16 protein-coding genes and 1 tRNA gene are annotated in these 22,419 nt (G+C 66.0%); 7 read left to right on the top strand and 10 right to left on the bottom strand.

Translation table 11 applies throughout. From position 1 onward, the window contains the following. The first annotated feature begins 5 nt into the window (after positions 1–5). The 5 genes from ASG11_RS07550 to ASG11_RS07530 all read left to right on the top strand — a co-directional run bounded on the left by ASG11_RS07550 (position 6) and on the right by ASG11_RS07530 (position 9,363). A complete protein-coding gene (locus ASG11_RS07550) occupies positions 6–2,054 on the top strand; it encodes a hydantoinase/oxoprolinase family protein (RefSeq protein WP_055777230.1) in 2,049 nt (682 codons plus the stop codon). Positions 2,055–2,096: 42 nt separating this feature from the next. Continuing rightward, positions 2,097–3,977: a hydantoinase B/oxoprolinase family protein gene (locus tag ASG11_RS07545; RefSeq protein WP_055777227.1), complete on the top strand. Its 1,881-nt coding sequence runs from the start codon at positions 2,097–2,099 to the stop codon at positions 3,975–3,977. A gap of 93 nt (positions 3,978–4,070) precedes the next feature. Further along, the gene (locus tag ASG11_RS07540; RefSeq protein ID WP_055777224.1) at positions 4,071–5,504 is read left to right on the top strand and encodes an NAD-dependent succinate-semialdehyde dehydrogenase; all 1,434 of its coding nucleotides are present in this window, start codon (positions 4,071–4,073) and stop codon (positions 5,502–5,504) included. Between the two features lie 188 nt (positions 5,505–5,692). Further along, positions 5,693–8,026, top strand: a complete 2,334-nt coding sequence (locus ASG11_RS07535; RefSeq protein WP_236697419.1) for a TonB-dependent receptor — start codon at positions 5,693–5,695, stop codon at positions 8,024–8,026. A gap of 2 nt (positions 8,027–8,028) precedes the next feature. Further along, positions 8,029–9,363, top strand: coding sequence for an alkaline phosphatase family protein (locus ASG11_RS07530; RefSeq protein WP_055777221.1), 1,335 nt, complete (start codon positions 8,029–8,031; stop codon positions 9,361–9,363). 131 nt (positions 9,364–9,494) lie between these two features. Here the strand turns inward: ASG11_RS07530 and ASG11_RS07525 are convergent. Both ASG11_RS07525 and cpdR read right to left on the bottom strand, forming a co-directional pair. Beyond that, a tRNA-Val gene (locus ASG11_RS07525) sits at positions 9,495–9,569 on the bottom strand. Between the two features lie 82 nt (positions 9,570–9,651). Beyond that, a complete protein-coding gene (cpdR, locus tag ASG11_RS07520; RefSeq protein WP_055780516.1) occupies positions 9,652–10,029 on the bottom strand; it encodes a cell cycle two-component system response regulator CpdR in 378 nt (125 codons plus the stop codon). A 115-nt stretch (positions 10,030–10,144) separates the two neighbouring features. Here cpdR and ASG11_RS07515 point away from each other — a divergent pair, with 115 nt between their 5' ends. Then, entirely contained in the window at positions 10,145–11,005 is an 861-nt protein-coding gene (locus ASG11_RS07515; protein ID WP_055777220.1) for an N-formylglutamate amidohydrolase, read from the top strand. A 194-nt stretch (positions 11,006–11,199) separates the two neighbouring features. Here ASG11_RS07515 and ASG11_RS07510 read toward each other — a convergent pair whose 3' ends face one another. Beyond that, the gene (locus ASG11_RS07510; RefSeq protein WP_055777217.1) at positions 11,200–11,538 is read right to left on the bottom strand and encodes a UrcA family protein; all 339 of its coding nucleotides are present in this window, start codon (positions 11,536–11,538) and stop codon (positions 11,200–11,202) included. Between the two features lie 118 nt (positions 11,539–11,656). Between ASG11_RS07510 and ASG11_RS07505 the strand changes: the two genes are divergently transcribed. Next, positions 11,657–12,547: a LysR family transcriptional regulator gene (locus ASG11_RS07505; RefSeq protein WP_055780514.1), complete on the top strand. Its 891-nt coding sequence runs from the start codon at positions 11,657–11,659 to the stop codon at positions 12,545–12,547. A 224-nt stretch (positions 12,548–12,771) separates the two neighbouring features. On the opposite strand, the gene lpdA is transcribed toward ASG11_RS07505, so the two are convergent. The 7 genes from lpdA to zapE all read right to left on the bottom strand — a co-directional run bounded on the left by lpdA (position 12,772) and on the right by zapE (position 22,255). Further along, positions 12,772–14,163: a dihydrolipoyl dehydrogenase gene (lpdA, locus tag ASG11_RS07500; RefSeq protein ID WP_055777214.1), complete on the bottom strand. Its 1,392-nt coding sequence runs from the start codon at positions 14,161–14,163 to the stop codon at positions 12,772–12,774. 114 nt (positions 14,164–14,277) lie between these two features. Then, positions 14,278–15,543: a 2-oxoglutarate dehydrogenase complex dihydrolipoyllysine-residue succinyltransferase gene (odhB, locus tag ASG11_RS07495; protein ID WP_055777211.1), complete on the bottom strand. Its 1,266-nt coding sequence runs from the start codon at positions 15,541–15,543 to the stop codon at positions 14,278–14,280. Between the two features lie 100 nt (positions 15,544–15,643). Continuing rightward, on the bottom strand, positions 15,644–18,580 hold the full coding sequence (locus ASG11_RS07490; RefSeq protein ID WP_055777209.1) for a 2-oxoglutarate dehydrogenase E1 component: 2,937 nt from the start codon (positions 18,578–18,580) through the stop codon (positions 15,644–15,646). A gap of 70 nt (positions 18,581–18,650) precedes the next feature. After that, on the bottom strand, positions 18,651–19,535 hold the full coding sequence (sucD, locus tag ASG11_RS07485) for a succinate--CoA ligase subunit alpha (protein WP_055777206.1): 885 nt from the start codon (positions 19,533–19,535) through the stop codon (positions 18,651–18,653). 29 nt (positions 19,536–19,564) lie between these two features. After that, positions 19,565–20,035: a DUF29 domain-containing protein gene (locus ASG11_RS07480; RefSeq protein WP_055777203.1), complete on the bottom strand. Its 471-nt coding sequence runs from the start codon at positions 20,033–20,035 to the stop codon at positions 19,565–19,567. A 35-nt stretch (positions 20,036–20,070) separates the two neighbouring features. Then, a complete protein-coding gene (gene mdh / locus ASG11_RS07475) occupies positions 20,071–21,033 on the bottom strand; it encodes a malate dehydrogenase (protein ID WP_055777201.1) in 963 nt (320 codons plus the stop codon). A gap of 100 nt (positions 21,034–21,133) precedes the next feature. After that, a complete protein-coding gene (gene zapE, locus ASG11_RS07470; RefSeq protein WP_055777198.1) occupies positions 21,134–22,255 on the bottom strand; it encodes a cell division protein ZapE in 1,122 nt (373 codons plus the stop codon). Positions 22,256–22,419: the final 164 nt, after the last annotated feature.

Raw genomic sequence — 22,419 nt, 5'->3', positions numbered from 1 at the left:
ACGACATGGGGTATCGCTTGGGCGTCGATGTCGGCGGCACGTTTACCGATCTGCTGCTGTTCGATGAGGGCAATGGCGATTTCTGGCGGCACAAGACGCCGTCCACGCCGGCCGAAAGTTCCGAAGGCATCCTGACCGGTGTCGAGGCGCTGTGCGCGGCGGCCGGAGTGTCGCCGACCGAGATCGCGTATTTCCTGCACGGGACGACCGTGGCGACCAACGCGGTGCTGGAGGGCAAGGGGGCGCGCGTCGGCCTCGTCACCACCGAAGGCTATCGCCAGATCATGCAGATCGCGCGCAGCTTCGTGCCCGGCGGCCTCGCCGGCTGGATCGTGTGGCCCAAGCCCGAGCCGCTGGCCAAGCTGGAGGATACGGTCGAGATCAAGGGCCGGATCAACGCCGCCGGCCAGGAAGTGCGGCCGACCGACGATGCTGACATCCGCGCCGCGCTGGAAACGCTGAAGGCGCAGGGCATCGAGGCGCTGACCGTCAGCCTGATCAACGCCTATGTGAACGGGACGCACGAGGACCGCGTCGCGGCGCTGGCGGCGGAGATCCTGCCCGGCGTGCCGATCTCGCTCAGCCATCTCGTCCTGCCCGAGATGCAGGAATATGAGCGCACGTTGACCACGGTCGCCAATGCGGCGGTGCGGCCGCTGGTCGGGCGCTATGTCCGCAATCTGCGCGACAAGCTGGCCAAGGTCGAGATGACCGGGCGGCTGTCACTGCTGCGCTCCGATGGCGGGCTGATGTCGAGCCAGAAGGCCGAGGAGCATCCGGTCGGGTTGCTGATGTCCGGGCCGGCGGGGGGCGTCACCGGCGCCCTGTGGGTCGCGAAGAATGCGGGCCTCAAGAACATCCTGACGCTCGACGTCGGCGGCACCTCGACCGATGTCGCCTTGATCGAACATGGCGAGCCGCGCCGCGTGCGGACGACCGAGGTCGGCCATCTCTCGGTGCGGGCCTCGTCGCTCGACGTGAAGACGGTCGGCGCCGGGGGCGGGTCGATCGCCTATGTGCCCGAACTGACCAAGGCCTTGCGCGTCGGCCCGCAGAGCGCGGGCGCGGTGCCGGGGCCGGCGGCATACGGCAAGGGCGGCACGCTGCCGACCGTGACCGATGCCAATGTCGTATTGGGCTATCTGCCGGAAAATCTGCTCGGCGGGGCGTTCAAGCTCGATCGCCCGGCCTCGACCAAAGCGGTGCAGACGATCGCGGATGCGCTCGGCATCGGCCTGATGGAGGCCGCGCGCGGCATCATCGATATCGTAAACGAGAACATGTTCGGCGCGCTGCGCATGATCTCGGTGCAGCAGGGTTATGACCCACGCGACTTCGCGCTGATGGGCTTCGGCGGCGCTGGCCCGTTGCATGTGAATGCGGTCGCGCGCCTGATGGGCAGCTATCCGGCGGTCTCGCCGGTCAGCCCCGGCGTGCTGTGCGCGCTGGGCGATGCCACGACTCGGATGCGCACCGAAACCGCGCGCTCGCTGTCGAAGCGCCTGTCCGAAACCGATCTGGCGGCGGTGCTGACCCTGTTGCGCGAGATGGACGCCCAGGTGCGCGCGCAATTGGTGCAGGATGGCGTGGCCGAGGAGGAGATCGAGACCGGGTTCGAGATCGACGTGCGCTATTCCGGCCAGGCGTTCGAAGTACCGATGACGATCGACCTCGCGACGCTGGAAGCCGAAGGTCTTTCCGCGCTGACGCAACGGTTCGACGAGGAACATGCGCGGCTGTTCACCTTCAACATGGATTCCGAACATGAGCTGGTGAACCTGCGTGCGGTGGCATCCGGCCGCGCACTGGAACTGCCCGCGCTCGAACTGGCCAGGGGCGACGGCGATCCCGCGCAGGCCAAACTGCGCGATCACACGCTTTGGATGGACGGCGCGCAGCAGGCGGCGGTGATCTACGACCGATCGAAGCTGGAGGCGGGCGACGTCATCCCCGGCCCGGCGATCGTCACCGAAATGGATTCGACCACGCTGATCGAGACCCGCCACATCGGCACCGTCGATGCGTTCGGGAACATCCTGATCACGCCGGTGTGACTTGATCCTCCCCGKYMCGGGGAGGAACGCAGGAAGAAACCGATGCCCGCAACGATCGTCCAGACCAACGCCAAGCCGTTCAAGCAGGTGCCGATCGATCCGGTCACGCTCGACATCATCGAGAATGCGCTGCGCAACGCCCGCATCGAGATGGATGCGACGCTCGTGCGCACGGCGATGTCGCCCGGCATCCGCGAACAGGGCGACGCTTTCCCGCTGATCGCCGATCACAAGGGCCGGATGATCGTCGGCCAGTTCGGCAGCTATATCGGCCCGTTCCTCGATGGCTATGACGGCACGGTCGAGGAAGGCGACATGATCTTCCTCAGCGATCCCTATTCGGTGCAGGGCGCGATCAGCCATCTGAACGACTGGCTCGTGCTGCTGCCGGTGTTCAAGGACGGGCGGATCATCGCCTACACGTCGATGTTCGGGCACCAGAGCGACATCGGCGGCAAAGTGGCGGGATCGATGCCGATCGATGCGACGAGCATCTTCCAGGAAGGTGTGCGCATTCCGCCGGTCAAGATCTGGAAGAAGGGCGTCTATAACGAGGATCTGATCAAGCTGGTGATGCACCAGACGCGATCGCCGGAATGGTGCAAGGCCGATCTGAACGCGCTGATCGCCTCGTGCCGCGTCGCTTCGCGCCGGGTGATCGAGATGGCCGAGCGGTTCGGCGACGACGTATTCGTCTCGGCCTGCGAAGACCTGCTGGCGCGCAACCACCGCGCGATGAAGGCGCTGATCGAAAGCGCGATCGGCGAGGCCCCGGTCAGCTTCGAGGATTATATCTGCGACGACGGGCTGGGTTACGGCCCGTACAAGATCAAGTGCACGATGTGGCGCGAGGACGGGCGCGTCGTGCTCGATTTCGACGGCACCGATCCGCAGTCCAACGGCTCGATCAACTTCCTGCTCAACGAGAACATGATGCGGATGTTCTTCGGCATCTACATGATCATGGTGTTCGATCCGCAGATCCTGTTCAACGATGGCTATTACGACCTGATCGACATCCGCATCCCTGAGGGGTCGCTGCTCAAGCCCGCCTTCCCGGCGGCGCTGTCCGGCCGCACCCATGCGCTGGGGCGGTTGTTCGACATCCTCGGCGGGCTGCTGGGACAGAAGACGCCGGAATTCCTCAACGCCGCCGGCTTCTCGTCCTCGCCGCACCTGTTCTATTCGGGGCGCGACGCGAAGGGCGAGTGGTTCCAGCTGTTCCAGATCGGCTTCGGCGGCATCCCCGGCCGGCCGCTGGGCGACGGACCCGACGGGCATTCGCTGTGGCCCAATTTCACCAACGTACCGAACGAGTTTCTCGAACGCTATTTCCCGCTGATGATCGAGCGCTACGAGACGGTGCCGGACAGTGGCGGCGCCGGGCTGCATCGGGGCGGCAACGGCATTTTGATGACGTACAAGTTCCTCGAACCCGGGCTGATCGCGATCCACGACGATCGCTGGCTGACCTATCCCTGGGGCGTGAATGGCGGCGCGCCGGGCGCACGGGCGCGCAAGGTGCTGCGCCGGGCGGACGGGACCGAGGAGATCGTCGGCAACAAGCGCGAGGACATGACCGTCGAGGCGGGCGACGAACTCGACTTCATCACCTGGGGCGGTGGCGGCTGGGGCGATCCGCTGGAGCGTGATCCGGCCTTGGTGGCGAAGGAAGTGCGCCAGGGCTTGGTGACGGTGGACGGGGCACGCGCCTACGGCGTGGTGATCGCCGAGCGCGCGGTGGATGAGCGCGCGACCGAAGCGCTCCGGGCCGAGATGCGCAGCGCACGCGGCGATGCGATCCCGTTGTTCAACTATGGCCCCGGTATCGAAGCATTGCGCGCCAACGCACTGGCCGAAACCGGGCTCGAGGCCCCCAAGCCGCCCGTCCGCCAGCCGAGCTATGCCATCGCCGCCGAGTGAGCGTCCGGTCGGCGGGATGCAGCGGATTTGCGGGGTTGCGCCGCCATTGCCGTTGCGGCAACGGCCTTCCGGCGACCTACAAGGATTGTGGCAATGACGGCATATGACGCGAAGCTCGGCCTCTATATCGACGGCAGCTGGCTGACCGGCGAGGGGCGTGACACGCAGGACGTGCGCAATCCGGCGACCGGTGCGGTGCAGGCGGCGTTGCCGCTGGCGACCGCCGCCGATCTCGACGCGGCGCTGGACGCGGCGCAGCGCGGCTTCCTGCTGTGGCGCGCGACCGCGCCCGAAGCGCGCGCGGCGATCCTGACGAAGACGGCGGCGCTGATCCGCGAGCGCGCCGATCATCTCGCCCGCGTCGCCACTCTGGAACAGGGCAAGATCCAGGCCGAGGCCAAGGGCGAGGCGCTGTTCGCCGCCGCGTTGCTCGATTTCCACGCAGGGGAAGCGGTGCGGATCTACGGCCGCGTCCTGCCGCGCGCGCCGGGCAGCCGCAGCTTGGTGTTGCACCAGCCGGTCGGGCCGGTGGCGGCTTTCTGCGCGTGGAACTTCCCGATCATGAACGTGGTGCGCAAGATCGCCCCCGCGCTGGCGGCAGGCTGTTCGATCATTCTCAAGCCGAGCGAGGAGACCGCCGGTTCCGCGGTCGAGGTGATGCGCTGCTTCCAGGATGCCGGCTTGCCCGGCGAGGTCGCGCAATGCGTGTTCGGCGTGCCCGACATGGTCTCGCGCCAGCTGCTCGCCTCGCCGATCACGCGCAAGCTGAGCTTCACCGGATCGGTGCCGGTCGGCAAGCATTTGATGAAGCTCGCCGCCGACACGATGATGAAGACGACCATGGAACTGGGCGGGCACGGACCGGTACTGGTGTTCGACGATTGCGATCTGGACAAGACGCTGGACCTGCTCGTCGCGCACAAGTTCCGCAATGCCGGGCAGGTCTGCGTCGCGCCGACGCGCTTCCACGTGCAGGAGGGGATCTACGACCGCTTCGCCGCCGGGTTCGCCGAGCGGACCAGGGCGCTGAAGGTCGGCGACGGCATGGCGGCGGATAGCCAGATGGGTCCGATGGCCAATCCCCGCCGGCCCGAGGCGATCGGCGCGCTGGTCGAGGACGCCCGGGCGAGGGGCGCGCGCGTGCTGGCCGGCGGGGATGCCGGCGCAGGCAGCGGCTTCTTCTACAACCCCACAGTGCTGGCCGATGTGTCGCTGGACGCGCGGGCGATGAACGAGGAGCCGTTCGGCCCGGTCGCCCTGCTTCGCCCGTTCGCGACGGTCGACGATGCGATCGAGCAGGCCAACCGACTGCCATTCGGCCTGGCCGCCTATTGCTTCACCGAGAATGGCCGGCGGCAGAACCTGCTCGGCGACGCGATCGAGGCCGGGATGATCGGGATCAATTCGGTGAAGCTCAGCGCGCCCGACAGCCCGTTCGGCGGCATCAAGGATAGTGGCCACGGATCGGAAGATGGCCCCGAAGGCGTCGCCGCGCATCTCGTCACCAAGACCGTCCATATGGTGTGACCGGCGGGATGATGTGACCGGGGGGCATCGTGACGATGCCGGCTCGCCTCGTGACCTTGCCCGGGCGTTCGGGCCGAACCGGTAATTTCTCGCCGGATGTCACGGCTGCGTAACGGATGGGTCACGAGCCCGTAACGGCCCTCGGCCACGGGAGGTTTTCCGGTAAGAGAAAACCAAAGGGCACCACCATGATCGCGAAGTTTCTGATGCTCGCAGGCGCAGCGCCTGCGGCCCTCTCCGTGCAGGTCGCGCAGGCGCAGGATACGCCTGACCCGATCGCGGTTGCCGCCGCCCCGCAGGACGATGGCGGCACGAGCGAGGAGATCGTCGTGCTCGGCTTCGGACAGAGCCGCCAGGTGCAGACCGTCAGCGCGATCGACATGGAGCGTCTCACACCCGGCACCTCGCCGCTAAAGGCCATCGCCAAGCTGCCCGGCGTCAATTTCCAGTCGTCCGACGCGTTCGGCGCGTATGAATGGTCGACGCGGATCAGCCTGCGCGGGTTCAATCAGAACCAGTTGGGCTTTACGCTGGACGGCGTGCCGCTGGGCGACATGAGCTATGGCAACGTCAACGGGCTGCATGTCAGCCGCGCCGTCATCTCGGAAAATCTCGCCTCCACCACGGTCGCGCAGGGTGCGGGCGCGATCGGCACCGCCTCCACCAGCAACCTCGGCGGTACGCTCCAGTTCGTCAGCCGCGCGCCGTCGGACACGTTCGATGTGGTCGGCTCGGGCACCTATGGCAGCGACCGGACCTATCGCGGCTTCGCCCGCCTCGACACCGGCGATCTCGGCGACGGGCTCAAAGGCTATATCAGCTACGGCTTCCTCCAGACCGACAAGTGGAAGGGCTATGGCAACCAGCGCCAGCATCAGGCGAATGCGAAGCTCGTCAAGGAGATCAATGCGCTGGGCAGCATCACCGCCTTCCTGAACTTCTCCGATCGGCGCGAGACCGATTACCAGGATCTCAGCTACGACATCATCCGCCGTCGCGGGCTGACCAATGACAATATCGGCGACAATTACGCGCTCGCGCTGCAGATCGCGAAGGTCTACGCCAACCAGAACGCCACGAGCGCCGCGACCCGGCCGTATCCGACGGCTGGCGTGGTCTTCCCGGCCGGTATCGGCACCGTCGACGATGTCTATTTCGACGCTGGCGGCCTGCGCCGAGACTGGCTCGGCGGGGTCACGTTCGACGCGACGCTGACCCCCGAGCTTTCGCTCACCTCGACCAGCTATTACCACAAGAACAAGGGCCAGGGATCGTGGATCACGCCCTATGTCGGCACCCCGGCGGGCGCACCGGACGGTAATGGCGGTACGATCGCGACGGCATCGCCGCTGTCGTTCCGCACCACCGAATACGGGATCGATCGCGCGGGCAACCTTACCCGGCTCGCGTACGAGACGGGTGTCAACCGCCTCGAACTCGGCGGCTGGGTCGAGAGCAACAGCTTCACCCAAGCGCGCCGCTTCTACGGCATGGCCGACGCGGCGACGCCGAACCGCGACACCCTGGCCTATCAGAAGGATCCGTTCTTCACCCAATGGGCCGGCAAGTACGACACGTTCACGCTGCAATATTACGTCGCCGACACGCTGACGCTGGGCGACCTGACGATCAATGGCGGATGGAAGGGCATGCGGGTCCAGAACAGCGCGAACCTGACGACCGGTACGCTCGTCGCGGGCAAGATCGAGGCGAAGGACTGGTTCCTGCCGCAAATCGGCGCGGTGTACCGCCTGGACGGCGGCGCGGAGGTGTTCGCCAGCTATACCGAGAATATGCGCGCCTTCGTCTCGTCGGCGACCACCGGCCCCTTCTCGATCACCCAGGCCGGCTTCAACGCGATCCGATCGACGCTGAAGCCCGAAACGTCGAAGACCGTCGAGGGTGGCCTCCGCCTGCGCAGCGGCGCGCTGCAAGTGTCGGCGGTCGGCTATTACGTCGATTTCTCCAACCGCCTGCTCACCTTCGCCAACGGTGCCGGGATCATCGGCAACCCGCCCACGCTGAACAATGCGGGCAGCGTGCGAAGCTACGGCGCGGAACTGTCGGCCTATTACCGGATCGCCGGCGCCTTCTCCGTCTTCGCCAGCTATTCCTACAACAAGGCGACCTATCGCGACGACGTGCGCAGTGTCGCCGGCGCGGTGCTGACCGCGACGAAGGGCAAGACCGTCGTCGATACGCCCGAGAGCATGGCGAAGGGCGAGCTGGTCTATGACGACAAACGCTTCTTCGCGCGCGCCGGTGCGGATTATATGTCGAAGCGCTATTTCACTTATCTCAACGACCAGTCGGTCGGCGCGCGCGTGCTGGTCGATGCCAGCATAGGCTATCGCTTCCCGACGCTCGGCGGGCTGGCGATCGAGGGCAGCGTGACGAACCTGACCGACAAGTCATACATCTCGACCATCGGTTCGAACGGCTATGGCGCCAGCGGCGACAACCAGACGCTGCTGGCGGGTGCACCGCGGCAGGTCTTCGTCACGCTGCGCAAGGGGTTCTGAGCATGCTGCGCGCCATCACGATTGCGATCGCCGGACTGGTGGCGGGCGTACCGGCGATCGGCGAGGCCTCCGCCTCGCCGGTGCTGCTGATCTCGCTCGACGGGCTGCGGCCCGACGACGTGCGCGAAGCGAAGGCGCGCGGGCTGAACATGCCGGTGCTGTCCGGGCTCGCCGAACACGGCGCGTCGGCACGGGGCGTGACCGGCGTGCTGCCGACGCTGACCTATCCCAGCCACACGACGCTGATCACCGGGGTCTCGCCGGCAAAGCACGGCATATCGAACAATTTGACCTTCGATCCCGACGCGAAGAACCAGACCGGCTGGTATTGGTACGCCAGCGACGTGTGCGTGCCGACCCTGTGGACGGCGGCGCACGCCAAGGGGCTGACGACCGCCAACGTCCATTGGCCGGTCTCCGTCGGCGCCCGTGACGTGGATGCGAACCTGCCGCAGATCTGGCGGACGGGCACCGCCGACGACGCCAAGCTGCTCGCCGCGCTCGCGACGCCGGGGCTCTTGGCGGATCTGCAGCGGCGTGTCGGCGAACCCTATGCGCAGGGGATCGACGAGAGCGTCGAGGGCGACGCCAACCGCGTCCGCTTCGCCGCCGCGATCCTGGCGACGCGCAAGCCCGCGTTCATGACGGTGTATCTCGCCGGGATCGATCACGAGGAGCATGGCAGCGGTCCCGGCTCGGCCGCCGCCAATGCCGCGATCGAGCGGACCGATTCGCTGGTCGGGCAGCTGGTCTCGGCCGCCCGTGCGGCGATGCCGGACGTGACGATCGTGCTGGTCTCCGATCACGGTTTCCAGTCGGTCGCGACCGATATCAACCTGTTCAAGCCGTTCATCGACGCCGGCCTCATCACGCTCGGGCCGGACGGCAAGCCCACTGCGTGGCAGGCGATGCCCTGGCTGGCCGGCGGCACCGCGGCAATCCGGCTGGCCCGCCCCGACGATGCTACGCTGGTGGAGAAGGTGCGCGGCGTGCTGGGGACGATGGCGACCGACCCGGCCTATCACATCACGCAGGTTCTCGACCGCAGCGCGATCGCTAGGGCCGGCGGCGCGAGCGAGGCGAGCTTCTTCATCGCGCTACAGCCCGGCTTCGAAACCGGACGCGATCCCGCCGCCCCCGTCTCGAAACCATCGACATACAAGGGGATGCACGGTTATCTGCCGAGCGATCCCGCGATGCGATCGACGCTGATCGTCGCCGGCCCAGGTATTGCGCACCGCGACCTCGGAATCGTCGACATGCGCGCGGTGGCACCCTCGATCGCGCGGGTGCTCGGCGTGCAATTGCCCGACGGAGAGGTCGGTCCGGTTTTCTAGGCCCGGCGGGTTCAGACCTTTTTCACATCACACGCAAAGACTTGAACGCCGATCCCAGCGCACCGCGCCACAGTGACGATTGGCGATCATACGAAAAAGCCCGCCATCTCGAAGAGATGGCGGGCTTTTAATGGTGGGCGTGGCAAGGATTGAACTTGCGACCCCTGCGATGTCAACACAGTGCTCTACCACTGAGCTACACGCCCACGAGGAGGGTGCCTCTAGCCGGGGTTTGGCGGGGACGCAAGGCGGTTACGCGCCGCGATGCGCTTTTATCGCCAGCCCCTTCTACAGGCCGCCGGTGGCGCTCTCCGTTTCGAACATGCGGTCCACCTCCAGCACCAGATCACGCAGGTGGAACGGCTTGGAAAGGACGCGCGCCTGCGGCATCTGCTTGCCGGCCTTCAGCGTGACGGCGGCGAATCCGGTGATGAACATCACGCGCAGATCGGGCACCATCTCGCCGGCCTTCTGCGCCAGTTCGATGCCGTCCATTTCGGGCATGACGATATCGGTGAGCAGCAGATCGAAATGCTCGGTCTCGAGCAGCGGAATCGCCGCCGTGCCGCGATCCACCGCGCTGACCGCATAGCCGGAGCGTTCGAGCGCGCGCGTCAGATATTCGCGCATAACGCGGTCATCTTCGGCCAGCAGGATCCTGATCATGTAATGCGACACCCGATTTTTCGTGTGCGTGTCTTATGCGCAAAGCCCTTAAGAATTTCCAGCCGCAACGTAAGCATTTGCAGCCGCACGCCCACGGGCATAGGCTGTAGCGCAGATGCACCCCCCCGCCTCCCATCCCCCAGCCTCTTTCGACATTTACGGCGCAAGCGAACCGGCCAGCCCGGTGATCCTGTCCGTGCCGCACGGCGGGCGCGATTATCCGCTGGCGCTCCGGGCGGCGCTGCGCGTGCCGGTCGAGGCACTCCGGCCGTTGGAGGATCGTCATATCGATACGCTGGCGCTGGCAGCGATCGGCGGCGAGACGATGCTGGTGCAGCGCCGCGCACGCGCCTGGATCGACCTCAACCGGGCCGAGAACGAGCGAGATCCGCATATCGACGGCGGCGCGGACCGGCGCGCGCTGGGGCTGCAATCCGCCAAGGTGCGCGGCGGGCTTGGGCTGATCCCACGACGCATCGCCAGCGCGGGCGAGATCTGGCGGCGCAAGCTCGATGGCGAGGAGGTGATGGCGCGCATTGCCGGGGATCACCGCCCCTATCATGCCGCGCTGGGAGCCGCACTGACGGCGGCGCGGGGCCGGTTCGGCGTGGCGGTGCTGCTCGACGTACATTCGATGCCGTCGCTGGCGAGTGGCGCACAGATCGTGCTGGGCGACCGGTTCGGGCAATCGGCCGGGGGGCGGTTCGTCCACCGGCTCGAAGCGGAGGCGCGCGGCGCCGGGCTGAGCAGCGCGATCAACACGCCCTATGCCGGCGGCCATATCCTCGATCGGCACGGCGCGCCGGGCAAGGGCGTGCACGCGGTGCAGCTGGAATTCGATCGCGCGCTGTATCTGGACGCGGCACGCGACGCACCCGGGCCGGGGCTGGATGCGGTGGCGAAGTTGCTGCGGCGCATGATCGATGCACTGGCCGACGAGGCGCTCGCGCTGCCCGCGACACTGGCGGCGGAATAACCAAAAAAAACCACCTCGCGCTTACGCACGAGGTGGCCAAGGTTCAGGGAGGAGGTACGCTGAAAGCGTACCGCAAGGCCCGCGAAAGGGGGGGACACGAGCCTTGTAAAACCGATATAGGAGAGCGGATTTCGCGGTTCAAGGGAATAAATGTCGCGAAATGTAGCAGCAATACTTTTCCGGCTGCCAGGCCCTCATGGCCGGTCCTGAACCTCCGCAAGAGCCATGCTCGTATCGCCTTTCGCTGTGGCGATCGCCCGAGCCCGTCGAGCGGAAAGCATTGCTTCCGTGTCTTTTCGGCAGCGCGTCACCGCATTCTGCCCCGCCAGATCGAGATCGGATGCCGTGCCGCAGGCGGCGCGGACGGCGATGCCGATGCGGCGATCGAGCCGACGAATATCGCTCGCCCGGCGCAGATCGAGATCGGCATGGCGGACGATCTGGCTCCGTGGTGCCGGCGTGATCTCCTGGCCGAACGCGGGCGTGACGAGGGTTCCGGCAACCACGGCCGCCAGCGTGAAAACGATCTTCATGTCATGTCTCCGAATGGGTGAGATTCGGCACCGGTGCGTGAGCTCAGATAGGCCCGCTCGCCCGGTTCGACGAACAACGATGTTGCGCTGCCGTTATGCAAAAGTGCAGAATGCGCGGATGATCGACTGGAACGACCTGCGCCACTTCCTGGCTGTGGCGGAAAGCGGCAGCACGCTCGCCGCGGGGCGCATGTTGCGGGTCAGCCAGACGACGACGGCGCGGCGGGTGGCAGCGCTGGAGGACGCGCTGGGGCTGACCCTGTTCGAACGCAGCCCGGCAGGATATCGGCTGACCGAAGCCGGTGCCGACCTGTTACCGCATGCCCGGGCGGTCGAGCGCTCCATTCACGCGTTGACCGATACCGCCGCCGCGCAGGGCCGCGAGGTGAGCGGAACGGTGCGCGTGACGTGCCAGGAGATCCATGCGGTGACGATCCTGACGCCGATCCTGCGCGATCTGCACGCCGCCTATCCGTCGATCCGGATCGATCTGGATACCAGCGAGGCGATCCGCGATCTGGCCAGCGGCGCGGCGGACGTCGCGCTGCGCAATGCCGTGCGGCCGTCCGGCGGCGGGCTGGTCGGGCGACGCATCGCCGACGATGCGTGGACGCTCTATTGCAGCCGTGCCTATGCCGCCGAACACGGCCACCCGACGCGCCGCGACGAGCTGGCCGGGCATCCGCTGATCGGCGGCGGCGAACGGCTCTTGTGGGAATTGTATCGCGCCTGGCTGGTGACGAACGGGCTGGAAGGCGGCGTGGCGATGCACAACAGTTCCGCCACCGGCCTGCTCGCCGCGGTGCGCTCCGGGTTCGGGCTCGCGGTGCTGCCGTGCATTGCGGCGGACAACGATCCCGACCTGTTGCGCTGCCTGCCGCCGATGCGCGGCGAAGAGCGGGGATTGTGGCTGCTGACGCACGAGCGACTTCGTCATACGCCGCGCGTGCGGGTCGTGGTGGATTTCCTGGCGGCGCGATTGACGGCGCTGGCCAGAACCTCTGGCTAAATCAATCTCCTCAGCCCCCTTCGCCCTGAGCCTGTCGAAGGGCGTGTTCGGCGCATGTGCTTCGACAAGCTCAGCGCGAACGGAGGTGGGAGTTGCGCTCGATCAGCCATCTACGCCCGCAACGGCATCGCGGGCAAAGGCCGCGCCGTCGGTCGGCGCTGAAGCGCCGCCGGCCGATCTCATCGCGTAAAGTCGAGCGTTGGCTTCGCTCAAGCTCGGCGCGATCAGATATGAATGGCCTTGCCCCGCACCGCCATCGCGGCTTCCTTGATCGCTTCGCTGTGCGTCGGATGCGCATGGCACGTATAGGCGATGTCCTCGCTCGTCGCGCCGAACTCCATCGCTTGCGCGACCTGGGCGATCATCGTGCCGGCAGGCACGGCGATGATCCACGCGCCGAGTACGCGATCGGTCTTAGCGTCCGAGATGACCTTCACGAAACCGTCCGGCTCGTGATTGGTCTTGGCGCGGCTGTTGCCGGCCATCGGGAACTTGCCGACCTTCACCTCGCCCTTCTCGCGCGCGGCTTCCTCGGTCAGGCCGACGCCGGCGATCTCGGGCCAAGTGTATACGACGCTGGGGATGATATCGTGGTTCACGATGCCGGTCAGCCCGGCGATGTTCTCGGCCACCGCGATGCCCTCGTCCTCGGCCTTGTGCGCCAGCATCGGGCCGGGGACGACATCGCCGATCGCCCACACGCCGTCGACCGACGTGCGGAACTCGTGATCGATCTCGATCTGACCGCGCGGGTTGGTGGACAGCCCGGCCTTGTCGAGCGCGAGGCCATCCGTGTTCGGGCGGCGGCCGATCGAGACCAGCACCACATCGGCCTCGAGCGTGGTCGCCTCGCCACCGGCAGCAGGCTCCAGCGTCAGCGTGGCCTTGTCACCGTTCACGGCCACGCCGGTCACCTTGGTCGACAGCTTGAACTCGATCCCCTGCTTCTTGAAGATCTTGTTCGATTCCTTGCGGATCTCGCCATCGAAGCCGGGCAGGATCTGGTCGAGGAATTCGACGCAGGTCACCTTCGCCCCCAGACGGCGCCACACGCTGCCGAGTTCGAGGCCGATCACGCCGCCGCCGATCACGACCATGTGCTCCGGCACCTTCTCCAGCTCCAGCGCGCCGGTGGAATCGACCACGATCTTCTGATCGATCTCGACGCCGGGCAACGGCGTGACCGACGATCCGGTGGCGATGACGATATCCTTGGCGGTGACGGTCTTGTCACCGACCTGCACGGTGTGCGCATCGACGAACGCTCCGCGGCCCTTGATCCATTCGACCTTGTTCTTCTTGAACAGGAACGCGATGCCGCCGGTCAGCTGCTTGACCGCATCGATGCGCTGGCCGTGCATCGTCGGCAGATCGAGCTCCGGCGTGACCTTGATGCCGAGCTTGGCCATCGTGCCGTTCGCGGCATGATCGAACAATTCGGACGCGTGCAGCATCGCCTTGGACGGAATGCATCCGACGTTGAGGCACGTCCCGCCCAGCGTCTCGCGGCTCTCGACGCACGCGGTGCGCAGCCCGAGCTGCGCCGCCCGAATCGCGGCGACATAGCCGCCGGGGCCGGAGCCGATCACCAGAACGTCGAAATCATAGTCAGCCATCACACACTCCGTTCGCCCTGAGCTTGTCGAAGGGCTGCACTTTTCTTCCGTTCGAGAAAGAACGGTGCTTCGACAAGCTCAGCACGAACGGAATATGGGTATTCGGTAAGGAACTTACAGGTCGATCAAAATCCGCGTCGGATCCTCGATCGCGTTCTTCAGCGCGACCAGGAACGTCACGGCCTCGCGACCGTCGATCAGGCGGTGATCGTAGCTGAGCGCGAGGTACATCATCGGGCGGATCACGATCTGGCCGTTCACCACCACGGCGCGGTCCTCGATGCGGTGCAGGCCGAGCACGGCGCTCTGCGGCGGGTTGATGATCGGGGTCGACATCAGCGATCCGAACACGCCGCCGTTGGAGATCGTGAAGGTGCCGCCCTTCATCTCGTCCATCTTCAGCGTGCCGTCCTTGGCGCGCTTGCCGAAATCGCCGATCGTGCGTTCGATCTGCGCGACCGACATCTGGTCGGCATCGCGCACCACCGGGACGACCAGACCGCCCGCGCCGGACACGGCGACCGAGATATCGGCATAATCGTGATAGACGATCTCATCGCCCTCGATCGAGGCGTTGACGCTCGGCACGTCCTTCAGCGCCATGCACGCGGCCTTGGCGAAGAAGCCCATGAAGCCGAGGCGGACGCCATGCTTCTTCTCGAACAGATCCTTGTACTTGGCGCGCGCCTCGATCACCGCGGTCATGTCGACGTCGTTGAACGTCGTCAGCATCGCGGCGGTGTTTTGCGCTTCCTTCAGGCGCTTGGCGATCGTCTGGCGCAGGCGCGTCATGCGCACCCGCTCCTCCTTTCGACCCGAAGCGGCGGCGACCGAAGGCGCTACGGCCGGCTCGGCGGGTGCGGCGGGGGCAGCGGCGGGCTTGGCCGAGGCGGCGGCGGTCACGTCTTCCTTGGTGATGCGGCCATCCTTGCCGGTGCCCTTCACGGTCGCCGGATCGACGCCGAATTCGAGTACCGCGCGGCGCACCGACGGGCTGAGCGCGGCCGGGCCGTCGTCGGACGGCGCGGAAGACGGTGCGGCGGGGGCTTGCTGGCCGGCGGTCGCGGCCGGTGCCGGCTCGGCGGCCTTGGGCGACTCCGTCACGGCGGGCTGAGGCGCTGCGGCCGTCGCGGGCGCGCCGTCTCCGGCATCGATCGTCGCGATCATCGCGCCGACCAGCACCGTATCGCCGACCTGAACGGCATGCGCGCCCATCACGCCGGCGACGGGCGACGGCACCTCGACCGAGACCTTGTCGGTCTCGAGGCTCGCGATCGGCTCATCCATCGCGACCTTGTCGCCCGGCTGCTTGAGCCACTCGCCGAGCGTCGCCTCGGTGATCGATTCGCCCAGAACGGGGACTGTTACTTCGGTTGCCATCTCTTGGGTCTTCCTACTGTGCCCCTGCGACCGCGGGAGCCTAGAGTTGCGTTGCCGGCGCCCTGGGTTCCTGCCTGCGCAGGAACCCAGGGATTCGGCGCTAGTTCTTCTTCGTGCGGCGGAATTCCTCGCGCACATTGTGGCCGAGCGCATCCGCGATCAACGCCGCCTGTTCGAGCTGGTGCCGCTTCATCAGGCCGGTCGCCGGAGAGGCCGACGCCGCACGACCCGCGTAACGCGGACGCTGCGCCTTGCAGCCGGCCTCGACCAGACACTCCTCGATGAACGGCTCGACGAACGTCCAGGCACCGTTGTTGCGCGGTTCCTCCTGCGCCCAGACGACTTCCTCGACATTCGTCATCCGCTTGAGCCGCGCGACCAAAGGTTCGCCCGGGAACGGATAGAGCTGTTCGAGCCGGACGACCGCGGTGCCGGTGTCGCCGGCCGCGTCGCGCGCTTCCATCAGGTCGTAGGCGACCTTGCCGGTGCACAGAACGAGCCGCTTCACGTCGGCATCGGCCGGGGCCGAAGGATCGCTCAGGATGCGCCGGAAGTGACTGTCGCCGAGGAAGTCCGATGCCTTCGACACCGCCAGCTTGTGGCGCAGCAGCGACTTGGGCGTGAACACGATGAGTGGCTTGCGGAACGAGCGATGCATCTGCCGGCGCAGCAGGTGGAAGAAATTGGCCGGCGTGGTGCAGTTGGCGACCTGCATGTTGTCCTGCGCGCAGAGTTGCAGGAAGCGTTCGGGACGGGCGGACGAATGCTCCGGCCCCTGCCCTTCGTATCCGTGCGGCAGCAGCATGACGAGGCCGTTGGCGCGCAGCCACTTGGCTTCACCGCTGGCGATGAACTGATCGATCATGATCTGCGCGCCGTTCATGAAGTCGCCGAACTGCGCCTCCCACAGAACCAGGGTCTTGGGGTCGGCGAGTGCGTAGCCATATTCGAACCCGAGCACGCCATACTCGCTCAACGGGCTGTCCAGCACCTCGAAGCTGCCATGCTCGACGGTCCACAGCGGTACGTATTTATGCTCGTCGGTCTGGTCGACCCACACCGCATGACGCTGGCTGAACGTGCCGCGGCCCGAATCCTGGCCCGACAGACGCACGCCGTACCCTTCCGACAGCAACGAGCCGAAGGCCAGCGCCTCGCCGGTCGCCCAATCGAAGTTGGCGCCCGACTTGAACATCTCGCGCTTGGCATCCAGCACGCGGTTCAGCGTCTTGTGGACGGTCAGGCCTTCCGGAACCGTGGTCAGCGTGCGGCCGAGCGAATCGAACAACTTCTGCTCGATGCCCGTCTCGACATTGCGGCGCGACGAACCGCCGTCGGCCGGCGCGTGCAGGCCGGACCAGCGACCGGCGAACCAATCCGCCTTGTTCGGCTTGTAGTTGGCACCCGCCTCGAACTCGCCTTCGAGCAGGGTCGTGAACTGCTTGACGTTGTCGTCGATCCAGGCGCGATCGATCACCTTCTGCTCGATCAGCTTGGCGGCATACACTTCGCTGACCGGCGGATGCGACCGGATGCGATCGTACATCAGCGGCTGCGTGAAGCTCGGCTCGTCGCCTTCGTTATGGCCGTTGCGGCGATAGCACCACATGTCGATCACGACGTCGCGGTGGAAGGTCTGGCGATATTCGATCGCCATCTTGCACGCAAAGGTCACCGCCTCGGGATCGTCGCCGTTGACGTGGAAGATCGGTGCCTGGACGCCCTTGGCCACGTCGCTGGGATACGGCGAAGACCGCGCGAATTGCGGGCTGGTCGTGAAGCCGATCTGGTTGTTGATCACGAAGTGCAGGCAGCCACCGGTATTGTAGCCGCGGATGCCGGAGAAGCCGAGGCATTCCCACACGATCCCCTGCCCCGCGAACGCCGCGTCGCCGTGGATCAGCACCGGCAGTGAGGCGCTGTGCGTTTCGAGATCGTTCGCGATGGTCTGGATCGCCCGAACCTTGCCGAGCACGACCGGATCTTCGGCCTCGAGATGCGAGGGGTTGGCGACCAGCGACATGTGTACGCTGATGCCGTCGAACTCGCGATCGGTGCTGGTGCCGAGGTGATATTTCACGTCGCCCGAACCGGCCACGTCGTCGGGATTATCCGATCCGCCGCCGAATTCGTGGAAGATGATGCGATACGGCTTGGCCATCACGTTGGTCAGCACGTTCAGGCGGCCGCGATGCGCCATGCCGAACACGATCTCGTTGACGCCCAGCTGGCCGCCATATTTGATCACGCTTTCCAGCGCCGGAATCATGCTCTCGCCGCCGTCGAGGCCGAAGCGCTTGGTGCCGACGAACTTCTTGCCGCAGAAGCGTTCCCACTGCTCGGCCTCGATCACCTTGTTCAGGATCGCCTTCTTGCCGAGCGGGCTGAACTCGATCGCCTTGTCCTTGCCTTCCATGCGATCCTGCAGGAAGCGGCGCTCGTCGACATCGGCGATGTGCATGTATTCGAGGCCGACATTGCCGCAATAATTGGCGCGCAGGATGTCGACCAGCTCGCGCACGGTGGTCCATTGCAGGCCCATCGTGCCGCCGAGATAGACCGGGCGATCGATATCGGCGTCGGAAAAGCCGTGATATTCGGTCTTGAGATCCGACGGCAGTTCGCGCGTCGCGTTCAGACCGAGCGGATCGAGATTGGCGGCGAGATGCCCGCGCACACGGTAGGTGCGGATCAGCAGCATCGCGCGGATCGAATCCGCCGCCGCCTTGACGATCGCGTCCTGCGACGGGGGTGGCGCCGCGGCCGCGGCCGGCTTCGCGCCGCCCTTTGCGGGCTTCGGGGCCGGCTCCATCTGCGTCGGATCGAGCGCCGATGTCAGATCGTCGGTGCTGGTCAGCGGCCAGCTCGCCTGCTCCCAGCTCGGCCCCTGCGCGGAGCCTTCCAGCCCTTCGAACCACGACCGCCAGGCCGGCTCGACGCTCTCGGGCGAATCCTTGAAGCGGGCGTACAACGTCTCGATAAACGCCGGGGAAACACCCCCGGCGATATCCGCGAAATCCTGGCCTTCATAGCCCATTGGCTGTTCCTCGGCGCATCCCTGGGGAGGTCAGACGATGCTCTTGGTCCCGCGCATAAGCGGGATATTGTTAACCGTTCAGTACCGCGAGCAACGTGGTGCCCAATTCGGACGGGCTGGCCGACACCTTGATGCCGGCCGCTTCCATCGCCGCGATCTTGCTTTCCGCGTCGCCCTTGCCGCCCGACACGATCGCGCCGGCATGGCCCATGCGGCGGCCCGGAGGCGCGGTGCGACCGGCGATGAAGCCGGCCATCGGCTTCTTGCGGCCACGCTTCGCTTCGTCGATCAGGAATTGCGCGGCCTGTTCCTCGGCATCGCCGCCGATCTCGCCGATCATGATGATCGACTTGGTCGCCTCGTCGGCCAGGAACAGCTCCAGCACGTCGATGAAGTTCGTGCCGTTGACCGGATCGCCGCCGATGCCGACCGCGGTCGTCTGGCCGAGACCGGCGTTCGACGTCTGGAACACCGCCTCGTAGGTCAGCGTGCCGGAGCGCGAGACGACGCCGACGGACCCTTCCTTGAAGATGCTGCCGGGCATGATGCCGATCTTGCACTGGTTCGGCGTCAGCACGCCGGGGCAGTTCGGCCCGATCAGCCGCGACTTGGAACCGCTGAGCGCGCGCTTCACCTTGACCATGTCGAGCACCGGAACACCCTCCGTGATGCACACGATCAGCGGCACTTCGGCGTCGATCGCCTCGAGGATCGAGTCCGCCGCGAAGGGCGGCGGCACGTAGATCACGCTGGCGGTCGCGCCGGTCGCCTGCACCGCCTCATGCACGGTATCGAAGTTCGGCAGGCCGAGATGCGTCGTCCCGCCCTTGCCCGGCGTCACGCCGCCGACCATCTGCGTGCCGTACGCCAGCGCTGCCTCGGTATGGAAGCTGCCGGTTTTGCCGGTCATCCCCTGGGTGATGACCTTGGTGTTCTTGTCGACGAGGATGGACATTGAAAAACTGCTCCGTCTCTATGGGCGGGTTATGCGTCGAGCGAGTATTCGCGCGACGTTATGGCATCCCAATCGAATGGGTTCTCGGCAGGAAACGAAGTAAGCGGCAGGTTGGTCTCCGCCGCCGCCCGCGCGGTGGCGACATCGAAAGCCCGGGCCACCGCAACGTCGCGACGCGATTTGAAACTTGGGCTGTCCTCAAGCGCCTGCGCAAGACGCCGCCGGTGTTCCACGATCGATCCAACCCAACTCCGGCTGCGCCGTTCGGGCTGACAGTCCCACTTCAGCATATGGACGAGGATGATTTCGATCGCACTGACAAATGCGCTGAATTCCGATTTGCCCAAATCCTCGACCTCGTCGATCAGATGCTCGGCGTCGAGTTCAACCCAGCGCCCGGCCTTCATCAGACCGACCTGATACTGCAGCCATGCGGCATAATCCTCGGCGTAACCCGGGGACCGTCGCCGAAGACCGCCGATATGTTCGCGCTCAGCCATGCGACCTCAGTATCACGTTCCGCAAGGTATCGAAATCAGTTCAGCGAACCGTCGATCGCCTTGCACGCGACCAGCAGTTCCTTGACCGCGTCGACCGAGACGGTGAGGTTGCCCTTGGCCTCCTCGTCCAGCGCGATCTCGACCACCTGTTCGACGCCGCCCGCACCGATCACCACCGGCACGCCGACATAGAGGTTGTCGATGCCGTACTGACCGGTCAGGTGCGCCGCCGCCGGCAGCACGCGCTTCTGGTCGTAGAGATAGGCCTCGGCCATCGCGATGCCGCTCGTCGCCGGAGCATAATAAGCCGAGCCGGTCTTGAGCAGTGCGACGATCTCGCCGCCGCCCGAGCGGGTGCGCGCCACGATCGCGTCGATCTTCTCCTGCGTCGAACGGCCCATCTTGATCAGGTCCGGCACCGGGATGCCCGAGACGGTCGAATAGGAGATGACCGGGACCATCGTGTCGCCATGCCCGCCGAGCACGAAGCTGGTGACGTCCTTGACCGACACGTCGAACTCTTCCGCGAGGAAGTGGCTGAAGCGCGCCGAATCGAGCACGCCCGCCATGCCGACGACCTTGTGATGCGGAAGCCCTGAGAATTCACGCAGCGCCCACACCATCGCATCCAGCGGGTTGGTGATGCAGATGACGAACGCATCGGGCGCGTTGGCGGCGATGCCCTCGCCGACCGCCTTCATCACCTTCAGGTTGATGCCGAGCAGATCGTCGCGGCTCATGCCGGGCTTGCGCGCCACGCCGGCCGTGACGATGATCACGTCGGCGCCGGCGATGTCGGCATAATCGTTCGTGCCGGTGATCTTGCCGGAAAAGCCTTCGACCGGGCCGCACTGGCTGAGATCGAGCGCCTTACCCTGCGGCACGCCTTCCACGACGTCGAACAGCACGACATCGCCGAGATTCTTGAGGGCCGCGAGATGCGCGAGCGTCCCGCCGATGTTACCGGCGCCGATCAGCGCGATCTTCTTGCGGGCCATCCCTTGTCCTTTTTCGGAAGTTTGCGAAGTTGGCGCGCTTTAGGCTCGATTCGGCTCAGGGGCAACCGCTAAAAGGAGACCGCTCGCCCTATTATTGCAACTAATTCGCAATTGCATTAGAGCCATGGCCCGCCGACAGATACTCCTCGGACCGCATCTCTTCCAAGCGGCTGACGGTGCGATCGAACTCGAAACGGCCATCGCCCTTCTCGTAGAGTTGATCGGGTTCGGCATCGGCGGCGACGAGCAACTTGACCTTGTGTTCGTACAATGCGTCGATCAGCGAGATGAAGCGCGCCGCCTCGTTGCGATTCTCCGGCCCGAGCTTGGGGATGCCGACCAAAATCACGGTGTGGAAACGCCGCGCGATCGCGAGATAGTCCGCCGTACCGCGATTGGCCTCGCACAGCCGCTTGAAGCTGAACACCGCGACGCCCTTGAGCGCCTTGGGTACGTGCAGCGCGCGGCCCTGCACGACGATCTCCTCGCTCGGCACATGCGCGCGGTCCTCGACCGGAAAATCGGTCAGGCGGAAGAAGGCGTCGGACAATTGCCGCGTCGCCTCCGGCCCGTTCGGCACCAGCCAGGTCGGCTGGTTGCCGAGCCGGTCGCGGCGATAATCGACCGGGCCGTTCAGCGTCAGCACGTCGAGCTTCTGTTCCAGCAACGCGATGAAGGGGAGGAAATGCTCGCGGTTCAGCCCATTCTTGTAGAGATCGGCCGGCGCGCGGTTGGACGTCGTCACCACCGTCACGCCGCGTGCCATGAGTTCGGTGAACAGCCGCGACAGGATCATCGCGTCGGGGCTGTTGGTCACCATCATCTCGTCGAACGCGAGCAGCCGCGCTTCCTCCGCCAAGGCTATGGCGACCGGCGGGATCGGGTCGCCCAACTCCTTGGCGCGCTCGACCGCGATGCGCTGATGCACTTCCAGCATGAATTCGCCGAAATGGACGCGGCGCTTGCGGGTGATGGCCAGGCAGCCGAAGAACAGGTCCATCAGCATCGATTTGCCGCGCCCCACCCCGCCCCACATATAGACGCCACGCGGCGCCTCGGGCGTCTTGCCCAGCACCTTCCACAAGATGCTGCCGCGCTTCGGCGTGGCTTCGAGTTCGGCGGCGAGCGCGTCGAGCCGAGCGGCGGCGGCGGCCTGTTCGGGATCGGCGCGCAGTTCGTTCGAGGCGACAAGCGCGGTGTAGGCGGCGAGGACTTTAGTCATGGTTCATGCAACCGCCCCAAGTCCCGTCCGTGTCCGAGGCCCGTTCGTGCTGAGCCTGTCGAAGCACTGCCTTTCCTTGCCGTCGAAAAGAAAAAGCCGTCCTTCGACAGGCTCAGGACAGACGGTGTTCTGGAATTCCGTCACGGCCGAACCACATCCGTTCA

It is taken from the genome of Sphingomonas sp. Leaf357 (genome assembly GCF_001423845.1).
Lineage (GTDB): Bacteria > Pseudomonadota > Alphaproteobacteria > Sphingomonadales > Sphingomonadaceae > Sphingomonas.
The sequence above is the reverse complement of the archived record's forward strand: the minus strand, read 5'-3'. Positions and strand labels throughout refer to the sequence as shown.